The organism is Chloroflexota bacterium (assembly GCA_016219275.1).
GTDB lineage: Bacteria > Chloroflexota > Anaerolineae > UBA4142 > UBA4142 > JACRBM01.
In genome coordinates this window covers 14,365-33,231 of the sequence record JACRBM010000094.1, presented here as the reverse complement: position 1 = coordinate 33,231, position 18,867 = coordinate 14,365, and the positions used below count along the sequence as shown (strand labels likewise).

Here is an 18,867-nt window from a genome sequence, read left to right as displayed (position 1 = left end):
CCTCTACGGCAACGGTTCGTACCGCAACCCAGGACGCATCCGCGCGCCGAGCGGCACGACGGTCGGTTCGGGTGTGCGCGTGGGCACGCGCGTCGGGCTGACGAGTGGCGACACTTGCACCATTCCAAACGCGTCAATGTTGATGACGTTCGTCGCGACGACGGTCGAATCGCGCGATTCGTTGAACGCCTTGTCCGGATCAATCGTGCACTGCCACAAATTGTTCTGCACCATCACGACCGAGCCGCCAATCCAAAACGGATACTTGCACGGTTTGTTCGCTTTCGGCTCGACCGTCGCGATATTATCCTGTAACAAATTCCCAAACGAGAATGTGATCTCGAAACAATTCGAGGTCGCGCCCGCGCAATAATTCGCGATGAATTTATTGTCGCCGCTGCCCAGGTTGCGTTCGCCGCTCATGTAATAACAGTTGCCGCTCAACTCGCACCGATTGCGCGTGATGACATTGTTCTTGCAGGCAAGGCAGACCCAGCCCGCCGTCTCGCAACCATTGAGATACTTGTTGCCATCCGGCGTCGTGCAACCATGATTGTTGCGATCCAACTGATTGCCGACGAAATAACTCGCGTTGCTATTGATGTTGAACGAACCCCAGCCGTTCAAGTCATTCAACTGATTGTTGACGATATTGTTCGCGTACCCATCCACGGTTGCGATGCCAATCGTGCCGCCGCGCACCACGACATTGTGCACGGTCGAATTCGTCGCCTTGAGCAGAATGCCGCCGCCGTACGCGAGTCCGCCGTTGATGATCGTCGGCGTTGGACGCGTGGCGAACTTGCATTCGTCGTACTGGCACAACCACGAACCCAGGTCTTTCGGATCCGTTTTCGCTTGCACCGTGATGCCGTCAATCCAAATGTTCGATCCCTCTGCCGTAATCGCGAATTGACGCGCGTTGCCGGTGACAATCGCTTGCCGCGCCGGATCGCCAAAGAGCGCGATGTTGTTGCCGACAATCTTGAGCGGCGGATAAACTTCACCAGGGCACAACTTGATGGACGATTGAATCACTGGCGGAATTTGATTCGCGCGCGTGCATTTCTCCGGCTCGGGCGGAACCGGCAATTTCAACTCAGCTTGATTCGTCGTCGAAGAAAGATTCGCGGTGACGTAGCGCCGTCCCGCTTGCTCGACCGTGTTCGATGCTGGCGCGGCGGCTTGCGAAAAGATTTGCGCCGCGCCGCTCACACCCGGTCCCACGATCTCCAGTCGGTAGTTGATGGGATACTCGCCGCCATTGTCAATGATGACATTGTACGTGCCGCCCGACCGAAACGCGCCCGACCAGAATAGCGTGACCTCACGCGTCGGCGTGCCCAGTCCCACTGGCTTGGGTTGTTCGCCGCGTTGCATCGCCGCGATTTGTTCCGGCGTAAACACTTCCATCGTCACGCGATACGCGCCCGGTGAATTGAACGCGATGCGAATCGTGGAATTGTCGCCGGTGTAATCGAACCGCCACTGCGCGCGTTGCCCCGGCAACAGCGTTGCCGCCGGCGTCTGCGCGTGCGCCGGCGTCATGGCGAAAGCCAGCATCGCGCCCAGCATCACTCCAAATATAATTCGCGCCGCGTGCGCGCGCATCCAATCGAAAATCAGAAATCGAAAATCGAAAATCATCGTCCGATCCACCAATCCTTCCTCGAACGTGGGTCCATAAATTGTCCGGTATCGCGAATCGCGACGGCGATTTGATTGTTCATCGCGCGTCCAATCGCTTGACCGGCGTTCAGCGCGGGCAACTGCGCACGCCCCGCCGCGTTCATCGCGTTGTACAAATACAGCAATGTCGGCTCGACACAAATGTTTTCGATGTGAACGGTGTATCCCGACACAACATTATCCTCGCGCGTGTATTTCAACGTCACGCGATTCGACGCGGCGTACAACACCATCACTTCGTATCCGCCCGGCATGCGCCCGATGTCGTAACCCGACCCAGGCACGCGAATAATTTCGTTCGGCAATGTCGCCATCCCGGCGAGCGTCACATTCCAATCGGTTAGCGGCGCGCCGCGACAGTTGCATGTCCAGTTCCAATCGTACACGCGATATGCGACCGTAAACGTCGGCGTGCGCGTATCCTGGAACAAATTGTAGAGTTGCGGCGCATTTGGATCCGAGCCGCCGCCCAGGTCAACGAGACCCAGGGTCGCGGTCGTCGTAACGTAACCGCGCAGAGCAAGGTTCAGGTCAGCGTGTGCTTCAGCGGGACGATCCGTGGGCGGTGGAATAATCGCGACCGTACCGTACACTTGACCGGGGACGTAGCAACCGACCGGCGCGATTTCCTTGCCGGCGAGCGGCAGAAATAACGTGGACGTGATCGCGTTCATCGCGCGCACGTCCGATGAGCGTCTGATCGAGTACGCGGCTTGTGAATCTGCACTCGCCACACGCGTAGACCACAACGCGAACATGCCCAACGCGAGCAAGAACGCGCACGCGCGGACGAGCGCGTCACTTCTTGATTTTGTAAATCTTGACTTGCTCATTCTCGTACACAAGATCCAATTGCCCTGCCTTCACCATCGCATCGAACTTGGCAAGCCCAACCAGATCGTAAAACGCGCGCTCCATCCCGCCGACGTAAATGTATTGCGCGCGGAATCGCGCGAGACCGGCGAGTGCGGCGGTCGCATCGTGCGTGTTGTAGATCGCACGCGCGGCGTCAATGCGCCGATCAATCACGCCGCCGTCCACAATCGAACGTTGTTGCTTTTGATGCCAGTCCCAACCGATGATCGTTGGCAACCCGGTGTAAATCGAAACACGCGAGCCCCAGTGATACAACGGCGCGTTGCCTTCGAGCACCACCGGCGACCCAGGAATGTTTTCGCGCATCCACAATATCGCGTCGCGGTCGAACATCAACGGCAACGGACGATTGTTGTCGTGGTAGATCGCGGTCTTCATGTAATCCATGCCGTTCAATCCCGGCGGCGCATCAGGCGTAAAACGATCGTTCACTTTGGCGGTCGCGGCGGTGATCGGATAAAGCAATCCGACGAACAGCAACACGCCGAACACACCGAACCAACCGTACGCGAACACGGAACGCCACACGCGTCGCGCGAAGAATGCAATGCCGACGGCGGACGCAATCGCGAGGAACACCCAGACTTGGAGATAGAACTTGAACACGGTGTTCATGCGACCGATGTCGCCTTTGTACGTGATGACCTCGACCATCAACGTCATCATCAGCGCGGCGATAATCAACAGAGCGAGGAGCCGCCGCACGGGGTCGAGACGCTGCGCGGGACGCAGCAACAGACCTGCCGCGAGCGCGACAAGCGGAAAGACGAACGCGAACACGAACAACTGCATCAAAATCAACATCAGCTCGAAAACAATCGCGATGCCGACCCCGACGCCGGTCAAATCATCGCGCGTCTGAATCGGCGCGGCGAACAACCGGTGCAACGCGAGCGCGCGCTCGAATTTCGCGCGCCGCGCGATCAATAACCGTACGAACCGCCAACTGCCGCGCGCGCGTTTATCGTCGAACACTTGCGTAATCAAAAATGTTGTCACGACGAACAGGAACAAGCCATGCACGACCAAGTATTCGCCGAGCGTCGTGCGCGCGCCTTTCCAGGGTTCGACCGCGAGGTACGCGGTGGCGAATTGACTGACGAATGGCTGGAACAACGCGGTCGCTAACACGACGATGCCACCAATGCGCCAACCGGTCGCGATAATGCCCGCGAGATCAATGCGTTGTCGCCGCGCGTACTCGCCAATCGCGATCGCCGCGGCGAATAAGAGCGCGTACGTTGGAAAGTCGGCAAAGTTGATCGCGCGCAACGCGCCCAGCGCGAGACCGGCGACGATCACTTCGAGCACATCGAGCGCCACGCCGAGCGCGTCCTCGCGCGAACGCAACACGAAATTCGCGGCGAGTCCAATCGCGAGGAGCGTGAACGGTAATGCCATCAAGTGCGCGTGCAAATCGGCGTAGACGAACGAAAAGAACGGGAACTCGTTGATCGTGTCCGGAATCACGCGCGACGCGTTCCAGTACCAGTGATGCGTCGTCACCTCGAACGGGACGCGCTCAATCACCACGCGCGAAATACCAGCTAACGCGCTTGCCAGGATTTCCATCGGCGCGTCGTTCGGCTCTGCTCCGCCAACGCGCGCAAAATTTTGAATCACCAGAATAATTTGCGCCAGGTTCCCGATCACCGCGACAAAAATCGCGCCGAGCAAGCCAATCAACAAACTCCCGTAATTTCCATCATTTCCTTCATTTCCCGCTGGCGCGGAAGGAACTGATGGAAATAAGGGAAATGAGGGAACTCCTCGCTTCACGAGATTGAACGCGACGCTAAACGCGCCCATCGCCAACAGCGCAAAGTACATCGGCAATGCAAGATTGTAGCCGACTTCGGGGACGATGCCGGACAAACGCAATAAGGTCGCGGTGATGAGTTGTCCAAAATAATAATAGTTGAGATAGCCGCCGGCGAACCAGGGATCGTACGGCGGAAACCAGGTTGACTTGTTGATCGCGTTGAGCAGCGCGAAATCCATTGGCTTTTCGCCGCCGAAATTGGGATGCCACAGATCGGGATTGCCGAAACGAATCAGCAAGAACGCGCCGAAGAAAACCAGGAAGAGTAATTCCTCGACGAACAAAACGAAGCGATTCGATTTGAAGAACGCGCGCAGGTCCCGCCCGCATCGCCACACGATCAACGCGTTGACGGCGAGCAACAGCGCGATCATCGCGAGAATGCTCGCGCGGCTGAACGGCAAGACGTGATAACTCGCAAGAAACCACGCGCCCCATGCCGGCAGGAGGATGCCGAGTGCTTTCGCAAAAATGTAGCCGCGATCGGCGAGCGCACGGAATACGACGAACGCGAGCGGAAATGTCAACCAGCCGAGCAATTCGATCATCACGAGCCAACCCAGGACGAGCACGCGGTTGATGAAATCATCGGGGTTGAAAATGTCGCGCCACGTGCCACCCGCCGCTTGCGCCTCGCGATCCGCCGGCTTGAGCAGTAGACCAGTCGGCGCTTGCGCGGCTTCGCGCGGTAAAAAGCGATACACTTCGCTCAGATCAACACGGTTAAAGAGCGCGGTCGTGTTCTCGTGCGAATAGCGCGACGATTTTTTGAAGATCAACACCTTGGGGTGATCGTAAACCGTGAACGACTCTTCCGCGTCGTCGTCATTGAACTCGATGCCGAACAGTTGCGGACGCGAGGTGAACGTCTTGACGAGATCGAAACCGAGTGTGCCATCGAACAACGACTTGTAGTACAGCGTCGTCATCGGATAACGCATCGGTAAACGCGGTATGGACGCGTAGAGCCGATTGGACGAGAGCACGAGATATTCCGCTTGGTCGAGCCAGCTAATCGCTTGCGCGCGTTTGTCCGGCGTGTCCTCGTCGTACCAGTGCAACTCGATGCCGCGATAATAACCGCCGAATGGGTCTTTGCCATCAATCCGCAACGGCAACGGATCGTCCCAGTGTTCATTGCCGATCACCATGCCGGGCGCAATGTTGTCGAGCATCCAACGCGAGGCGTCCACGCGCGTGACCGGGCGCGTGTAGATCGTCGTGAACGCGACGCCGTAAAAGAGCGTGCCGGCGATGACAAAGAGCGCGATTAGCGCGACGGGAATGCGTATTGCGTATTGCGTGAGGCGTGAGGCGTGAGGCGTGAGGCGTGACGCGTAATCCCAAAGTTCGACGAGGAGATAGCCGCCGAGCAAAGCAAGGAACGGATACAGCGGCAAAAAGTAGCGGATCGTTTTCGCGAACTGCGCGCCGGTAATCACAAACGTGACGCCGATCCATAACACGATCAACAAGTGTTTCCATTCGCGCTTGAAGACCAGGCGATACGCCGCGAGCGCGAATCCCAGCCACGCCGCGATGCCGAGCGGCAAACCCAGCCCCCACTCGATCATATTTTCAAGCGGAAAAATGTACGCGGGACGATTCGTCCATTGATGGTTCGGCGGAAAATCTACCGCGCCGGTGATGAACCCGTTGATCGAAAGCATGTTGTCAATGAACTTGTCGTTCGCGCCGCCCGCCCACCACAAAATAGATTCCAACCCGATGCCGACCGCACCACCGCGCAAATCAAACTCTGGCAAACGCGGCGACAAAAAGTACGCGCCGTTCGCGGCGTACGGTTGAAAGATACGAAAGACAATGATCGTCGCCAGACCGAGCGCGATCAGACTGCCAAACGTGACCGCGAGAATCCTGGGTGAAAGATATTGCGTAATGCGTGTTGTGTGATAAGACTCCGGTGGCACGTCAATCTCGCCACTCGTCACGTGTTCCCCGCCCCTCGTCTGCTTCCACGCGCCCAGCACTGCCGCCGCAACGAGCACCGCCGCAAACGGCGCGATGTTGATGCGCCCTGCGAGCGCCAGCCCGAACATCACGCCCGCGAGGACAAAGGCGCGGATACCACGCCCGTCCGCCATATCCATCGCAAACCAGAACGCGAGCAGGATCGGCACATTCGTGAACGTGTCCACCGTGAAGAAATGCGATTGTTGAATATCCAACGCGGCGAGCGCGAGGAAGAACGCGCCAAGCAACGCGACGCGCGTATCGTACAATCGTCGCCCGATGAAGAAAATAATCAGTACGGTCGAGAGATCGAACAGCGCGGAGAGGATGCGCCCGACCAGATGCACCTCACCGTACCCGGTCGCTTCGAGTCCGCCGGCGGCGACGCGCGTGAGAAAGATCGGGAACGTGCCGTAGACGAAAAACCCAAAGTTCCAATTCGCCGGATTCAGCGGCGAACACTTGGTGTCAAAGTAGCCGCCCCACTTACTACAATTCGGCGGCGGTGGGAATGGGAGATTCGTTCCCGGAATTTGCAACGCCGATTCGACCATCGTCAAAAAGCGTTCGTCGGGATGCAAGTGTTGATCTTCATCCCAGTTCACGCCGACGAGCCGCACCGTTGCGCCGAGGATCAAAATCGCGATGAGCGCGAATGTAACTGCCGCGTCGCGCCATGTACTTTGTTTGGATTCGGTTTGGGTGTTTTCTAATTCAAGCGACATTGTTTCTCAGACAGACCATCGGGTGCAGCGGCGCAGGGGAGCAGGGGAGATTTTTTCTCCCTTGCTCCCGCGCACTCCCTGCTCCCCTGCTCTCTTATTCAGGATTTTTTCGCGATCACAATCAAACTTTCACCCCAGCGGACTGGGATGAACGGAATACCAATCAACACTTGGAGCGCCGCGGGGATGCCAAAGATCGGTAATTGCAACAACGGCGGAATGATCGGCAGGTACGGCACGTCCCACAACCCATCCGAAAACGCGCGCAAAACATTCAAGCCCGCGTCGCGCGTCAAGCGTTGCCACTCGCTTGGCGCAAGCACCGAAATGTGCGTCGGGTCTTTGATGCCGATCCACTGCGCGCCCTTTAATTTTTTGAGCGGCGATTCCGTGTTTGGCGTACCGAAAATCAACACGCCGCTGGGCTTGAGCACGCGCGCGCACTGACGCAAAATTTCGGCTGGGTCGGCGATGTGCTCGAACACGTGCTTGGAGACGACCGCGTCGAACTGCGCGTCGGGATACTCGCGCAGAATCGCATCATCGCCGACACGTAACTGGGAACGCGGCGAGTTCTTTTGTGCGACCTCAATCGCGTACGCGGAAATATCCATCCCGAATGTTGCGTACTCGCGTTCGAGATTTTGCAGCACCCAGCCCAGCCCGCAACCGATTTCGAGTACGCGACGCGCAGGAGTCGTCGGCGGCGCGTAGCGGCGCACTATCCGCGCGTAAAAATTCGCCGACCACCACGGCACGCTGTACTTGCCCGCGCGCCCAACTTGCTGAAAGTATTGATACGATTCGTCGAACGCAGAGGAAGGCGTCGTCATCGCATCACCGTTGCACCTGCTTGAGACTGCCCAACCAATCCGACGAGGCATTCGCGCCTGGCACAAACACCAACAAAAAATCGCGGTTCGGTGTTTGCGAGCGATAGACGCGCACCTGCGCGTCCGGATAAATCTCGCTCAGGCGCGTCAGGTTTGCGTGGTCGTTCGTGTTCAAAATAAATAACTTGTTCGCGTCATCAGTCATCCGCATTTGCGCCGCGTTCGCATCGGGCAAAGTGTGATCCTGCCAGTCCATTTCACCCAGCGCGATCGCGACGCTACGCGTGTCAATCCAATGCGGATACAGCATGATCCAGGCGTGTTGCGTATCGCCGACGCTGTTCGCAAACGCACGCACCGTCGCCGCGACTTCGGACGCGTTCCCCGCCGACGAACGATAACTGGCGTCGTATTGCACGAAATAGCGCCGATAGTTCGCGAACAAGATCACTAGCAAAATAATCGCGAGCACACCGACGGCTTGCCAACGTGCGAACGCGCCGGGCGCATCGCCCAACCGACGCCACAACAGCGCGAGCGGCGCGGCAGCAATGATCATCACGAACGGCAATGCGCCCAGCGCGCGAATGTTGCCGGGATTTTCGACCGGGAACGCGATGCTCAACGCGGACGGCATCAGCATCACGAACAACGCGATGAGCACATGCGCGTACATCATTTCGCGCTGCCGCGCGATGCGGTAGAACGCGGTGAACACGCCGAGCGCGAAAATTCCGCCTGTCACGATGTCGAGCGCGGGATCGTTCGGCAGATTGTTGGGCCAGGCGACATCGCCGGTCACGTTGAACATCAGCACGACGTTCTTGACATTGTCCGCGAAAATGACGAACGGATTCTCCTCAAACGACCGTTCCGTCGTGCCCATGCGCGTCAACACCCGATACCAGGACGCTTCGGGATGATCGCTCATGTAGCGACCGAGCGGCATGAACACGATGATCGCCAGCGCGACCAACACCGCTACATTCGTCGCGTACCGTCGCCACTCGGTGACGCGCACGTTGCGCTCGACCGCGAGCCACCACACGAAAAAGAACGCGACCATCACCGGCGCGAGTCGGAACGCGTTGTAACTGTACAACCCCGCGCCGAGACACACGCCCGCGATCAAGAAATCGTTGCGTTTTTGAAACTTGAGCGCGCGCAAAAGAAACAACGCGGTCAGCGCGGTGAACAGCGGCGTGAACGTCGAACGAAAGCCGATGTGCGCGACGATCATCAACCACTTGCTCATCGCCGTGAGCGCGGCGGCAATCAGCGCGACGCGGTCGTCGAACAATTCGCGCGCGAGGAGAAACGTGACGAACACGACGAGGATGCCGCCCAGCGCGGTGCCCCATTTGAGCGCGGCAAAGTCGAGCGGTTTGTCGGTCAAGGATACGTACGCGGCGGTGAGGTACGCGAGGATCGGCTCGCGTCCCGGACCGATCGTCAGAAAGATCGGACGCGCGCCGTTCAAAATTTCGCCAACACCCAGAATTTTTTCCGCGTGATCGCTCGTCATTTCGCTCGGCGTCTCGCCGAGCCGATAGAACATCGAGCACGCGGCAACGAGCAAAATCGCGCCGAGCGCGAGCGTCTGCCAGGAAAGAAACACGCCGGCGGAAAAACGCGCGCGCGCGTTCTGCCATGTCTGCGCGATTGCATCCCGCCATTCCGTCAACGATTTTTCCGGTTCCCAAAACGCGTAGAGAAACAGCGCGATGCTCAACCCCCACGCGAGCACATTGTCCGGCGTAAATTCGTTATCACCCGAAAGCAAAAAGGTGATGAGCGCGAGCACGACGGCGCTCGCCGCGAAGGTCATGTTCACGCGCCGGCGCGCCGGCGCGGCGAACGCGCGCGCGGTGACACGCGGACTGGCAGGGTCGCGATCGGTCCACAACACGACGAGCCACAAGCCCAACGCGGCGGCAAACAGCGCGAGCGCGGCAAAACCGTTGTGAAGAACGGTGTAGCCGAACTGGGCAAGAATCGCCAGCGCCAACGCGCCGAGCGCGAACAGCGCGAGCCACGCGGATACGCGCGGCGGTTGTTTCGAGGTGGACTCTACCATGCTACCGAATCAATTCGCTAAATAATTTTTCGTACGCCGCGACCGTCGTCTCAAGCGAAAAGATCGCTTCGATCTCCGCGCGCGGTCGCACGTAACGCGCCTTGTTTGCGATGACCTGGACCAGCGCGTCCGCCAGCGCGCGCGCGTCCATGATCGGGACGATTTCGCCCATTCCCGTCACGCGCACCGGTTCGCGCACGCCGGGCAAATTCGACGCGACCACCGGACAGCCGCTCAACATCGCTTCGACTTGGACCAACCCAAACGACTCGGTCGAGTTGATACTGGGAATGGTCAGCACATCGCACGCGCCGAAAAAATTTCCCATCTCGCGATTGGGAATCGCACCCAGGATTTCGATGTACTGGCGATTGTGTTCGATCTGCGGTTGTAGACGTTCCCAGACATTTTCGCCGATCACTTTGAGCGTTTCGCCCGCGAGCAAAAACTTTACCGACGAACATTTTTCCGCGACGAGCGGAATCGCTTCGATGAGATAGTCAATTCCTTTTTCGGCGGCAAAGCGCGCGGCAAACCCGACGACGCAATTGCTCTCGGCGTGATAACGCTGTTTGAGTACGGCGACCGCGCGCGGGTCGGGCGGCGGCATTTCGACCGGCGGATAGATCACTGCGATCTTACTCATAAACCGCGAGAGCAGCGGCGAATTGACCGCGTAATCTTTGGTGTACGCGACGATGCGCCGCGCGAACATGCCTGCCATCACGTTCGACGTGAACACCATCCGATCCACCACGCGATTGACGACGCCGGGCGGCAATTGCAAATCGCAATGGTAGGTCAACACGACCGGCTTGCGCGCCACGCGTCCCAGCAACGCGAGCGGTCCACCTTCGGCTTGGGGCAGGTGCACGCTCACGACATCATGCTGTAACATCAACGCGAACGCGTGCGACAAAAAGCCGGGCATGATCGCGCCTTTGCTCAGTTTAAACGCGACCGGATGGCGAATCACCGTCACGCCGTCCACGGTTTCGCGCGGCGCAAGCGACTGATCGAAACGCGAGGTGAGAACTGTAACCTGATGCCCTTGTCGAGCCAGCGCACTGGCTAACCGCTCGACATAGATGGTCAAACCACTAATATGAGGACGATAATACGTCAGAGCAATGAGAATCTTCATCCAATATCCACAAAGGTTTCAAGATAATTTAGAAATCGCGCTACATCCATTTCTTAGGTCGGCTCAACTTTTTTGGGATTACCGCTTCAAAATGTTTTCGAGCGTCGCCGTCCACTCTTCGACCTCGTCCAAACGATATTTCCATTCGAGCGCATCTTCTTCCCACAAGGAATTTTTCGTTTCGACGCGGCGCAGAAATTTCGCGTCGGTTTGAACTTGGCGTGCGAACACCGCGTACTCGACGCCGTATTTTTTTTCATAGCCACGGATTCTCGCGCGCGCGGATTCGATCCGCTCGACGCACCGATCAATCGCGTAACGGCGTAACGCGTCGGCAATCACGGTATCTACATCGCCGAATTTTTTTGCGACGTTCAACAGAGCGCTTTTTACTGCCACGGCTGACATGGCTTTCTCCGCCTTAATCAAACAATGCGGCGTTCTCTTTCACCCACGCGTACAACCGGGCGACGCCAACTTCGACCGGTACGTGCGCGCGCCAATCCAATTCGCGCGCGGCTTGAGAGCAATCGTACACACACACGCGTTGATCGCCGGGTCGCCAATCGCCGCGCCCAACCGGGATTGGCTTGCCAAGTAATTTTTCGAGCATCGGGCAAAATTCCGTCCACACCGAAATCGTGTTGCCCGCGCCGCCGCCCATGTTGTAGACCTGCCCGGCAACGCGATCAATTCGCGCGACCGCCGCGTCGTACGCATCGAGCAAATCGTCCACGTAGAGCATATCGCGCACTTGCTTGCCATCGCCGAAAATCGTGATCGGCTTTCCCAGCACCGCCGCGATGACAAACCACGCGAGCCAGCCCTGGTCTTCGACGCCGAATTGTCGCGTGCCGTAAATCGCGGACTGACGAAACACGACCGTGCGTAATCCGTAAATGCGGTGATAATCGCGCACGTATTGATCTGCCGCGCCTTTGCTGCACCCGTAGGGCGAGTGGAAATCGAGCGGCTGATGCTCGGTCACGCCATTCGGCAAATCGCGAAACGCGTACCGCGTCGCGCGTTCGACGACGGTTACATCGTCCATGCCGCCGTACACCTTGTTCGTGGACGCGAAAATGAAAATCGGATTGCGTCCCGACGCACGCGCGGCTTCGAGCGCGTTGAACGTGCCGAACGCGTTGATCTCGAAATCTTCGCGCGGGTCGGCAACCGAGGTCGTCACCGCAACCTGCGCGGCGAGATGAAAAATAATGTCGGCATCGCGCGCCGCATCGGCGAGCACGCGGGCGTCGCGGATGTCGCCGCGAATCAATTCGAATTTTGCGCCGTGCTTGTCGCGCAACCATGCTTCGTTCTTGAGCGCGCCGCGCCGCGAGAGATTGTCGAACGCGACCGCGTGCTCACCGCGCGTCAACAAACGATCCATCAAATTGCTGCCGATAAAGCCGCACCCGCCGGTGATGAGAATCTTGCCCAACGTCGAATCTCCGTTACGCTTTGGTTTCGTTGCCGCTCAACCTTGCGAAGGTTCGAACGGTGCGTTGAATTAATAACCGTCGCTTTCGCAACCTTCGCAAGGATGGCAAGGACGTCACTTGGTTTCAGGCACTTGCATCTTTTGCAGTGAACTCATCGAAATGCCTTCGCGCCACATCGAAAACGCACCGAGAATAATGATCCAGATGTACATCAAAGCATGGATGACTATCGCATAAGACAGCGCGATGGTCTGATCCACCTTGAACACGGTTGTCAGGAGGAATACCGCGCCGGCATGAAACACACCTACATACCCAGGGGACGATGGGATGACGACCATTAGCGAAGTCGCCGTCATCACCAAGAACGCGGCAGTCACCGGAATGTTCGAGTTCGTCGCGAGCGAGGTGATCCAAAAGGTCAGTCCGCCGAGCACCCACGCCAGCACCGCGAACACACCCACACCCAGCACCGCTTTGGGCGAACGCAGAACTGCAAAACCATCAATCAAGGACTCGAGAATTTCCCACAACTTGGGATGCTGCAGCGGTTTGATGGGAGCAACAAGACGATGCAACAAACTCAGCCCGCGTTCTTTGTTGAACGACAAGACCAAAAGAAATGTAATCCCCGCAATCCCGGCGATGGCTGTCGCCACCGCGCCCTGTTGCGCTTGTTCCGGAATGTTCGGGACGAACAACGCGGTCACCGATAGCAACAACACAACAGTCAGCCCATCGCTCAGTCGTTCGACGACGACGGTTGAGAGCGCGCGCGCTTTGCTGACGTCTTCCAGTTCGCCGATCAAGTACGCGCGCGCCACATCGCCCAAGCGCGCCGGCAGAATATTGCTCAACAAGTAGCCCACGTTTAGCGCGTGAAAGACATTGACCGTGCGGAGACGCAACGGCGAAAATAAAATCTGCCAACGCAAAACGCGCATCGCGAAACTGACCAGAAACACCAGTGAGGCGACGACGATCCAAAAGTAATTGATCCCGACGAGCGCGTCGAGTAATTGATCGAACTTGATTCCCTGAAACGCAAAGTAGAGACAAATTAAACTGATGAGAATGCCAATCCAAAAGCGCGGTGACTTGAGCATGGGTCTCCAATCGGTGTCAATCGTAACGCGGCTATTTTATCATCAAGTACGCGGATTGGCAAACAACCCGGCGTTTCGGGGATGTGCGTCAAAATTTTGGAACACTCAACCTGCGAATGTTTTGACGGTAAATCAAATATGATTGCCGTTCAACCTTTGCACAGGGTTTTGGATTTTCGTTTTTCGATTTGTCCGATTGCATTTTCGAGAAATCGAGTATAATGTCGGGCAGGTTGGAAACTAGCCATACCAAATCGAAAGAGATTGCGATGAGCGACAAGAAAACGACCTGGCGAATTTTGCTCGCGGACGACGAGCAAGCCATCACCGCGAACCTTGCGCCGTTTCTCGAACGCGCCGGGTTTTGCGTGCGCGTCGCGGAGGACGGCGAAAAGGCATTGCGCGCGCTGGCTGATTTCCGCGCCGATTTGATCGTGCTCGATGTGTTGATGCCGCGCCTCGACGGTCGTCAAGTCTTGCGCCGCTTGCGCCAAGAGGGCAACCCCACGCCGGTGATTCTGTTGACTCAGGTCGGCTCGCCGACCGAACGCGCGCTCGCGCTCGACGAAGGCGCAGACGATTACCTCAACAAACCGTTCGAGCCGTACGAACTCGTCGCGCGGATCCGCGCGGTATTGCGCCGCGCGCGCACGGGCGCGCCTTCGCTCGCCGGCGCGCGCATCTTGCGCTGCGGCGTCCTGGCGCTCGACCGGCAAACGCGCCGCGCGTTGATCGCGGGACAAGAAGTAATGCTCACTGCGAAAGCCATCTCGACGCTCGAATACTTGATGCTCCATCCCGACGAGGTACTTAGCCGCGAACGTTTGCTCGACGCGGTGTGGGGCTGGGATTATCCGGCGGCGACGCGCGCGGTGGATACACGCATCGCGGAATTGCGCCGCGCGCTCGACGATGACGCAGAGACGCCGCGGTACATCGAAACTGCGATCGGTCAGGGCTACCGCTTTGTCGGCGTGGTCGAGGTTGGCGGATGAGCAAGTCCGCGTGGGCGCTCGCCCCGGCATTGTCTGCGCTCGCGTTCGCGCTCGCGTGGCAATCCGGCTGGTTCGCCAATCCGGTCGTGTACGTGCGCGCCGACCTGGGCACGCTCGTTCTTGCCGCCGGACTCGGCGCAAGTGTAATCATCGCGCTGGTCATCCTGGGGCGTCGCGCACTGACTCGCCGCACCACACGCGCGGTACACGCGGTCGAAGCATCGCAAGCCGAAGCGCATCGCCGATTTATGCGCCGTCTCGATCACGAAATCAAAAATCCGCTGACCGCGATTCGCGCCGGTCTCGCCAACCTCAACGGGCGCGAAGACCATCCCGCGCTGCAAACGATCCACGGACAAGTTGATCGTTTAGCGCGCTTGAGCGGGGATCTGCGTAAACTGGCGGACATCGAGACCCACCCGCTCGAACAAGAGCCGGTGAATTTGGCGGACTTGCTTTCCGAATTGATCGCGCTCGAACAAGATGACGCGTCCCGCACGAACCGCGTCCTCACGCTCAACCTCTTTCAAACGCCTTGGCCCCTCTCGCACATTGCGGGTGATCGCGATTTGTTGCTCATTGCGTTCCACAACCTCGTCGAAAACGCGATCAAGTTCAGTCGTCCGCAAGACAAAATCGAAGTGCGCGCGTTTGAGGACGGCGCATTCGTCGCCATCGAGGTCGCCGACACCGGACCCGGCATCAGCGAAGATGAACTGCCCCACCTCGAAGAAGAATTGTATCGCGGCGCGACCGCGAAAGGTGTTGCCGGCAGCGGGCTGGGACTCGCCATCGTCCGCGCGATTGTCCATCGCCACAGCGGCACGCTGAACATTCGCAGTCGCCTTGGGCAAGGCACGGTCGTCACCGTGCGCCTGCCGGTTGCGCGGTAATGTGACGAAAACGTAACATGCTGCAACCGAATCGCGACGACCGCGCGATACGCGCGACAAGTACATCGCGTACAATCACTGTAATGGCAAAACGATTTCTGCTTCCGCTGATCGCGTTTTTTTTGATCACGTTGCTCGCGTGCCGTGGTACGCTTCAAGTTGGCATCGAGCAAACGCCCGCGCCCGATCACGCCGCGACCGCGACGCTCACCGCGTTGCGCGCGGAAAACGCAATCCTCGCGACGCGCGTCGCCGCGCTGACCACGCCGGTCGCCGCGATTCCCAATCTCGGCAAAGTCGCTTTCGTGCAAGGCGGCGATATTTGGATCAAGTCACTGCGCGACGCCAAACTCGAACGCGTTACCACGGACGGACGCAACAGCGAGCCGCGCTGGTCGTCCTCCGGCGACTGGGTTGCATTTCGCAAAGAGCGCCAGGTGCTCACGCCGCGTTTTGCGCCCTGCGAAATTCCCAGTATGCGTCAAGAGAACTGCCGCGACTTGGCTACAACTTTGCAGAAACAATTATGGGTCGCGGAGACTTTGGGTAATCGCACCCGCGTGCTGAACCAGGGTTTGACAGTGGACGCGTTCGCGTGGTCGCCGCTGGGCGATCAACTCGCGTTTGTGAGTGAAGGCGTCGGCTTGCGCCTGTTCGACCCGGATAGCGCGACGTTGACGACATTGGTTGCGCTGCATTCCGACGAACCGACTTTTGGGCGCGTGGGCAAAATCGCGTGGAGTCCCGATGCGACGCGTATCGCGTACGAATGGTTGCAATCCGATTCGGCGGCGGCGGGAATCTGGCTCGTCACCATCAATCCAACGCAACGCACCCAGGTATACGTGAGCGATCCCGCGCGGCGCGGCGACGCGATTCTCGGCGGTTGGATGCCGGATAATCAATCCATTTTCTTTTGGCACGGTGAGACGCGCGCGACGCTCGTCAGCGACGGCGTGCCACTGTTCGCCACGCGCGCCGACCAAAATTCGGCGACGCCCGCGCGTTTGGCGGACGCGTCGCTCGCGTATGCCGATTTTGTCGCGCCCGCCCCGGCACGATCGAACGCCGGTTCGCGTAATCTCGTCGCGGTGGCGAGCGGGCTGGGCGCGGGCACCTGGGCAAACAAACGCGTCGAGACGACCAAAACACTCACGCCCCCGGGCATCGCGGCGATTGCGCCGCAATGGTCGCCGAGCGGCGCGCAGATCGCGTTTGTCGCGATGCCGCAACGACTCAACCTCAGCATCGGCGACGATACGCTCCAAGAATTGATGCAGCGCCGCATCTGGATTGCGAACGCGTTCGGCGAACGCGAACCCCAGCGCGTGACAAACAATGCGAGTTATCGTGACGAACGCCCGCTTTGGTCTGCGGATGGCAATTACATTTTGTTCGCGCGCTTGGACCGACAAGGGCGCGCATCGTTGTGGCTCATCACTGTGAACAACAACGTGACCCAACTTATGATTGATGAGTTGACTCCCGCACCCGACCCGTTTGGATTCTACGGACATGTGGACTGGGGCGCGTTGTTCGATTGGTGGCGCGGCGCGGCGCGCTGAGTCGTAAACTATTTCCAAACTGTAATACAAAATTTTCAAAAATCTCTTGACGGCGAACGTTTGTTCGTTTAGAATATTGGCACAATTGGAAGGAGGTTTGAATGCCCCGCGTGATCCATTTCGAAATTCACGCCGACAATCCAGCGCGTGCCATCGCGTTTTATTCGAACGTCTTCGGCTGGCAGTTCAACAAGTGGGAAGGTCCGGTAGATTACTGGCTGGTCGTCACCGGACCAGACAATGTGCCTGGCATCAACGGCGGGCTGTTGCAACGTCAAGGCGCGATTGATGGGCAAGCGGTCATTGCCTACGTTTGCACGATTGATGTGCCATCGCTCGACGCGTACATCGAAAAGATTGTCGCGAACGGCGGCATCATCGTCTTACCCAAACAAACGATTCCCGGCGTCGGCTGGAACGCGTATGCCAAAGACACCGAGGGGAACATCCTAGGAATTCATCAAGCCGACCCGACGGCGCACTCGCATCACGCCCAACGAAAATAGAATCCAGGTTTCTCCCCTTTGGGGAAACCTGGATTCTGGCGACATCAACACTTCCAGCAATGCAAAGTTAGGGTATCCTCTCGTACAACCCAATGCGGTTGCCGGTTGGATCGGTGAAAAAGGCAAACCAACCGTTACCTGGGATTTCCGTTTTGCCAGTCACCGTTTTACCGCCAGCGGATTCCACTTTCTTGAGCGCGGCAACAATGTCTGGGACGCCAAGGTAGATCAAGACCTCACCCACTCGGTTGTCCTTCCCGTCCGCTTCAACAAAGCCGCCGCCGGGTCCCCCCTCTATCGCGAACATGTGATAGTTAAATTGCGATTGCACCTCAATTTTCCAACCGAAGACATCGGCGTAAAATTTGTCCGCGGCGACATAATCTTTTGCCGGACTTTCAACGTGCACGATCGGGCTTGCGGGCATTTGAATCCTCCTTCGATTTGAGACAGTTTTTTTGATTGACGCGCGTCCGATTGACTATTTTGGCAATGTCACATTCTTCTTTGCCATAGAGGTCATAGAGAACATAGAGAAGAAAACGAAGAGTTCTCTATGCCCTCTATGTTCTCTATGGCTAATCTGACATTGCCAAACTATCCAGAACACATCACAAGCACCGCGCCTCCTCTCTTGATTTCATCTAATCGAACTATTGTTCTATTCTAACTATAACACCTTTTTGGCGCGTGTGCGCGATAATTTTTCATTAGAACTTGTTCGATCCGTCAACGCGGAGCGCAATCAATGATGTTGAAAACCGGAAAAGTGATCGGCGCACTTGCCGTTGTCCTAGCCATCGCGCTGTGGACCAGTCTGATTTTCGTAAACCCGTTTGGCGAAACCGGCATTACCGATCAAACCTGGCTCGTCTCTGGCGCGATGATCCTCCTGTGCATCGTCGGTCTTGGCGGGGTAATCTCGGCGCGCCCTCTCCTGGTCGCGCTTGTTGCCGTCCTCTCCTTCCTTCCCATCGGTGTATACATGCTGGGCGTTCCCAGTTTTTATCGGTTGATCGGCGTATCCAATCTCACCTTGTTGCTCGCCGGTCTGCTGATGTGGATCGGCGCACAGTCGCGCGCGCGATAACCGACCCAGCCCAAGCGAATCCGCTCCGATAGTCTCACGGCTACCGGAGTTTTTATTTTTCCGCGTGTTTCAAATCCGTAACACCGCATTGCAAGCTTACCACACCCAGGACATACAATTGCAACAC

At 57.9% G+C, this 18,867-nt stretch carries 15 protein-coding genes; 5 read left to right on the top strand and 10 right to left on the bottom strand.

All coding sequences use genetic code 11. The features are described 5' to 3' along the window. Window positions 1-3: 3 nt before the first annotated feature. The 9 genes from HY868_24940 to HY868_24900 all read right to left on the bottom strand — a co-directional run bounded on the left by HY868_24940 (window position 4) and on the right by HY868_24900 (window position 13,691). A complete protein-coding gene (locus HY868_24940) occupies window positions 4-1,659 on the bottom strand; it encodes a right-handed parallel beta-helix repeat-containing protein (protein ID MBI5305400.1) in 1,656 nt (551 codons plus the stop codon). Continuing rightward, window positions 1,644-2,522, bottom strand: coding sequence for a hypothetical protein (locus HY868_24935; protein ID MBI5305399.1), 879 nt, complete (start codon window positions 2,520-2,522; stop codon window positions 1,644-1,646). The genes HY868_24940 and HY868_24935 overlap by 16 nt, the downstream gene beginning before the upstream one ends. Then, a complete protein-coding gene (locus tag HY868_24930; GenBank protein ID MBI5305398.1) occupies window positions 2,488-7,086 on the bottom strand; it encodes a glycosyltransferase family 39 protein in 4,599 nt (1,532 codons plus the stop codon). Before HY868_24930 ends, HY868_24935 begins: the two co-directional genes overlap by 35 nt. 98 nt (window positions 7,087-7,184) lie before the next feature. Further along, on the bottom strand, window positions 7,185-7,919 hold the full coding sequence (locus tag HY868_24925; protein MBI5305397.1) for a class I SAM-dependent methyltransferase: 735 nt from the start codon (window positions 7,917-7,919) through the stop codon (window positions 7,185-7,187). A gap of 4 nt (window positions 7,920-7,923) precedes the next feature. Further along, a complete protein-coding gene (locus HY868_24920) occupies window positions 7,924-9,996 on the bottom strand; it encodes a glycosyltransferase family 39 protein (GenBank protein MBI5305396.1) in 2,073 nt (690 codons plus the stop codon). A gap of 1 nt (window position 9,997) precedes the next feature. Then, a complete protein-coding gene (locus tag HY868_24915) occupies window positions 9,998-11,140 on the bottom strand; it encodes a glycosyltransferase family 4 protein (GenBank protein ID MBI5305395.1) in 1,143 nt (380 codons plus the stop codon). Between the two features lie 78 nt (window positions 11,141-11,218). After that, the gene (locus HY868_24910) at window positions 11,219-11,548 is read right to left on the bottom strand and encodes a hypothetical protein (GenBank protein ID MBI5305394.1); all 330 of its coding nucleotides are present in this window, start codon (window positions 11,546-11,548) and stop codon (window positions 11,219-11,221) included. Between the two features lie 13 nt (window positions 11,549-11,561). Then, window positions 11,562-12,533, bottom strand: a complete 972-nt coding sequence (locus tag HY868_24905) for a GDP-mannose 4,6-dehydratase (GenBank protein MBI5305393.1) — start codon at window positions 12,531-12,533, stop codon at window positions 11,562-11,564. A gap of 165 nt (window positions 12,534-12,698) precedes the next feature. After that, entirely contained in the window at window positions 12,699-13,691 is a 993-nt protein-coding gene (locus HY868_24900) for a flippase-like domain-containing protein (GenBank protein MBI5305392.1), read from the bottom strand. Window positions 13,692-13,960: 269 nt separating this feature from the next. Between HY868_24900 and HY868_24895 the strand changes: the two genes are divergently transcribed. From HY868_24895 to HY868_24880, 4 genes are all read left to right on the top strand, one after another. Next, on the top strand, window positions 13,961-14,686 hold the full coding sequence (locus HY868_24895) for a response regulator transcription factor (protein MBI5305391.1): 726 nt from the start codon (window positions 13,961-13,963) through the stop codon (window positions 14,684-14,686). Continuing rightward, window positions 14,683-15,579 (top strand): HAMP domain-containing histidine kinase, encoded by an 897-nt coding sequence (locus tag HY868_24890; protein ID MBI5305390.1) that lies wholly within the window; start codon window positions 14,683-14,685, stop codon window positions 15,577-15,579. The genes HY868_24895 and HY868_24890 overlap by 4 nt, the downstream gene beginning before the upstream one ends. Window positions 15,580-15,596: 17 nt before the next feature. Continuing rightward, window positions 15,597-17,144 carry a PD40 domain-containing protein gene (locus HY868_24885; GenBank protein MBI5305389.1) on the top strand — a complete coding sequence of 516 codons (1,548 nt, stop codon included), beginning with the start codon at window positions 15,597-15,599 and terminating at the stop codon, window positions 17,142-17,144. Window positions 17,145-17,245: 101 nt separating this feature from the next. Then, a complete protein-coding gene (locus HY868_24880) occupies window positions 17,246-17,650 on the top strand; it encodes a VOC family protein (GenBank protein ID MBI5305388.1) in 405 nt (134 codons plus the stop codon). Between the two features lie 67 nt (window positions 17,651-17,717). On the opposite strand, the gene HY868_24875 is transcribed toward HY868_24880, so the two are convergent. Continuing rightward, a complete protein-coding gene (locus HY868_24875; GenBank protein MBI5305387.1) occupies window positions 17,718-18,077 on the bottom strand; it encodes a VOC family protein in 360 nt (119 codons plus the stop codon). A gap of 321 nt (window positions 18,078-18,398) precedes the next feature. On the opposite strand from HY868_24875, the gene HY868_24870 reads away from it, so the two are divergent. Next, the gene (locus HY868_24870; protein ID MBI5305386.1) at window positions 18,399-18,740 is read left to right on the top strand and encodes a hypothetical protein; all 342 of its coding nucleotides are present in this window, start codon (window positions 18,399-18,401) and stop codon (window positions 18,738-18,740) included. The last annotated feature ends 127 nt before the right edge of the window (window positions 18,741-18,867 follow it).

Bases quoted from the DNA above. Each gene is read 5' to 3' on its own strand.
- HY868_24885 (MBI5305389.1), top strand. From the start codon at position 15,597: ATGCTGCAACCGAATCGCGACGACCGCGCGATACGCGCGACAAGTACA.
- HY868_24905 (MBI5305393.1), bottom strand. From the start codon at position 12,533: ATGGATCGTTTGTTGACGCGCGGTGAGCACGCGGTCGCGTTCGACAAT.
- HY868_24890 (MBI5305390.1), top strand. From the start codon at position 14,683: ATGAGCAAGTCCGCGTGGGCGCTCGCCCCGGCATTGTCTGCGCTCGCG.
- HY868_24915 (MBI5305395.1), bottom strand. From the start codon at position 11,140: ATGAAGATTCTCATTGCTCTGACGTATTATCGTCCTCATATTAGTGGT.
- HY868_24875 (MBI5305387.1), bottom strand. From the start codon at position 18,077: ATGCCCGCAAGCCCGATCGTGCACGTTGAAAGTCCGGCAAAAGATTAT.
- HY868_24910 (MBI5305394.1), bottom strand. From the start codon at position 11,548: ATGTCAGCCGTGGCAGTAAAAAGCGCTCTGTTGAACGTCGCAAAAAAA.
- HY868_24930 (MBI5305398.1), bottom strand. From the start codon at position 7,086: ATGTCGCTTGAATTAGAAAACACCCAAACCGAATCCAAACAAAGTACA.
- HY868_24900 (MBI5305392.1), bottom strand. From the start codon at position 13,691: ATGCTCAAGTCACCGCGCTTTTGGATTGGCATTCTCATCAGTTTAATT.
- HY868_24935 (MBI5305399.1), bottom strand. From the start codon at position 2,522: ATGAGCAAGTCAAGATTTACAAAATCAAGAAGTGACGCGCTCGTCCGC.
- HY868_24870 (MBI5305386.1), top strand. From the start codon at position 18,399: ATGATGTTGAAAACCGGAAAAGTGATCGGCGCACTTGCCGTTGTCCTA.
- HY868_24920 (MBI5305396.1), bottom strand. From the start codon at position 9,996: ATGGTAGAGTCCACCTCGAAACAACCGCCGCGCGTATCCGCGTGGCTC.
- HY868_24880 (MBI5305388.1), top strand. From the start codon at position 17,246: ATGCCCCGCGTGATCCATTTCGAAATTCACGCCGACAATCCAGCGCGT.
- HY868_24895 (MBI5305391.1), top strand. From the start codon at position 13,961: ATGAGCGACAAGAAAACGACCTGGCGAATTTTGCTCGCGGACGACGAG.
- HY868_24925 (MBI5305397.1), bottom strand. From the start codon at position 7,919: ATGACGACGCCTTCCTCTGCGTTCGACGAATCGTATCAATACTTTCAG.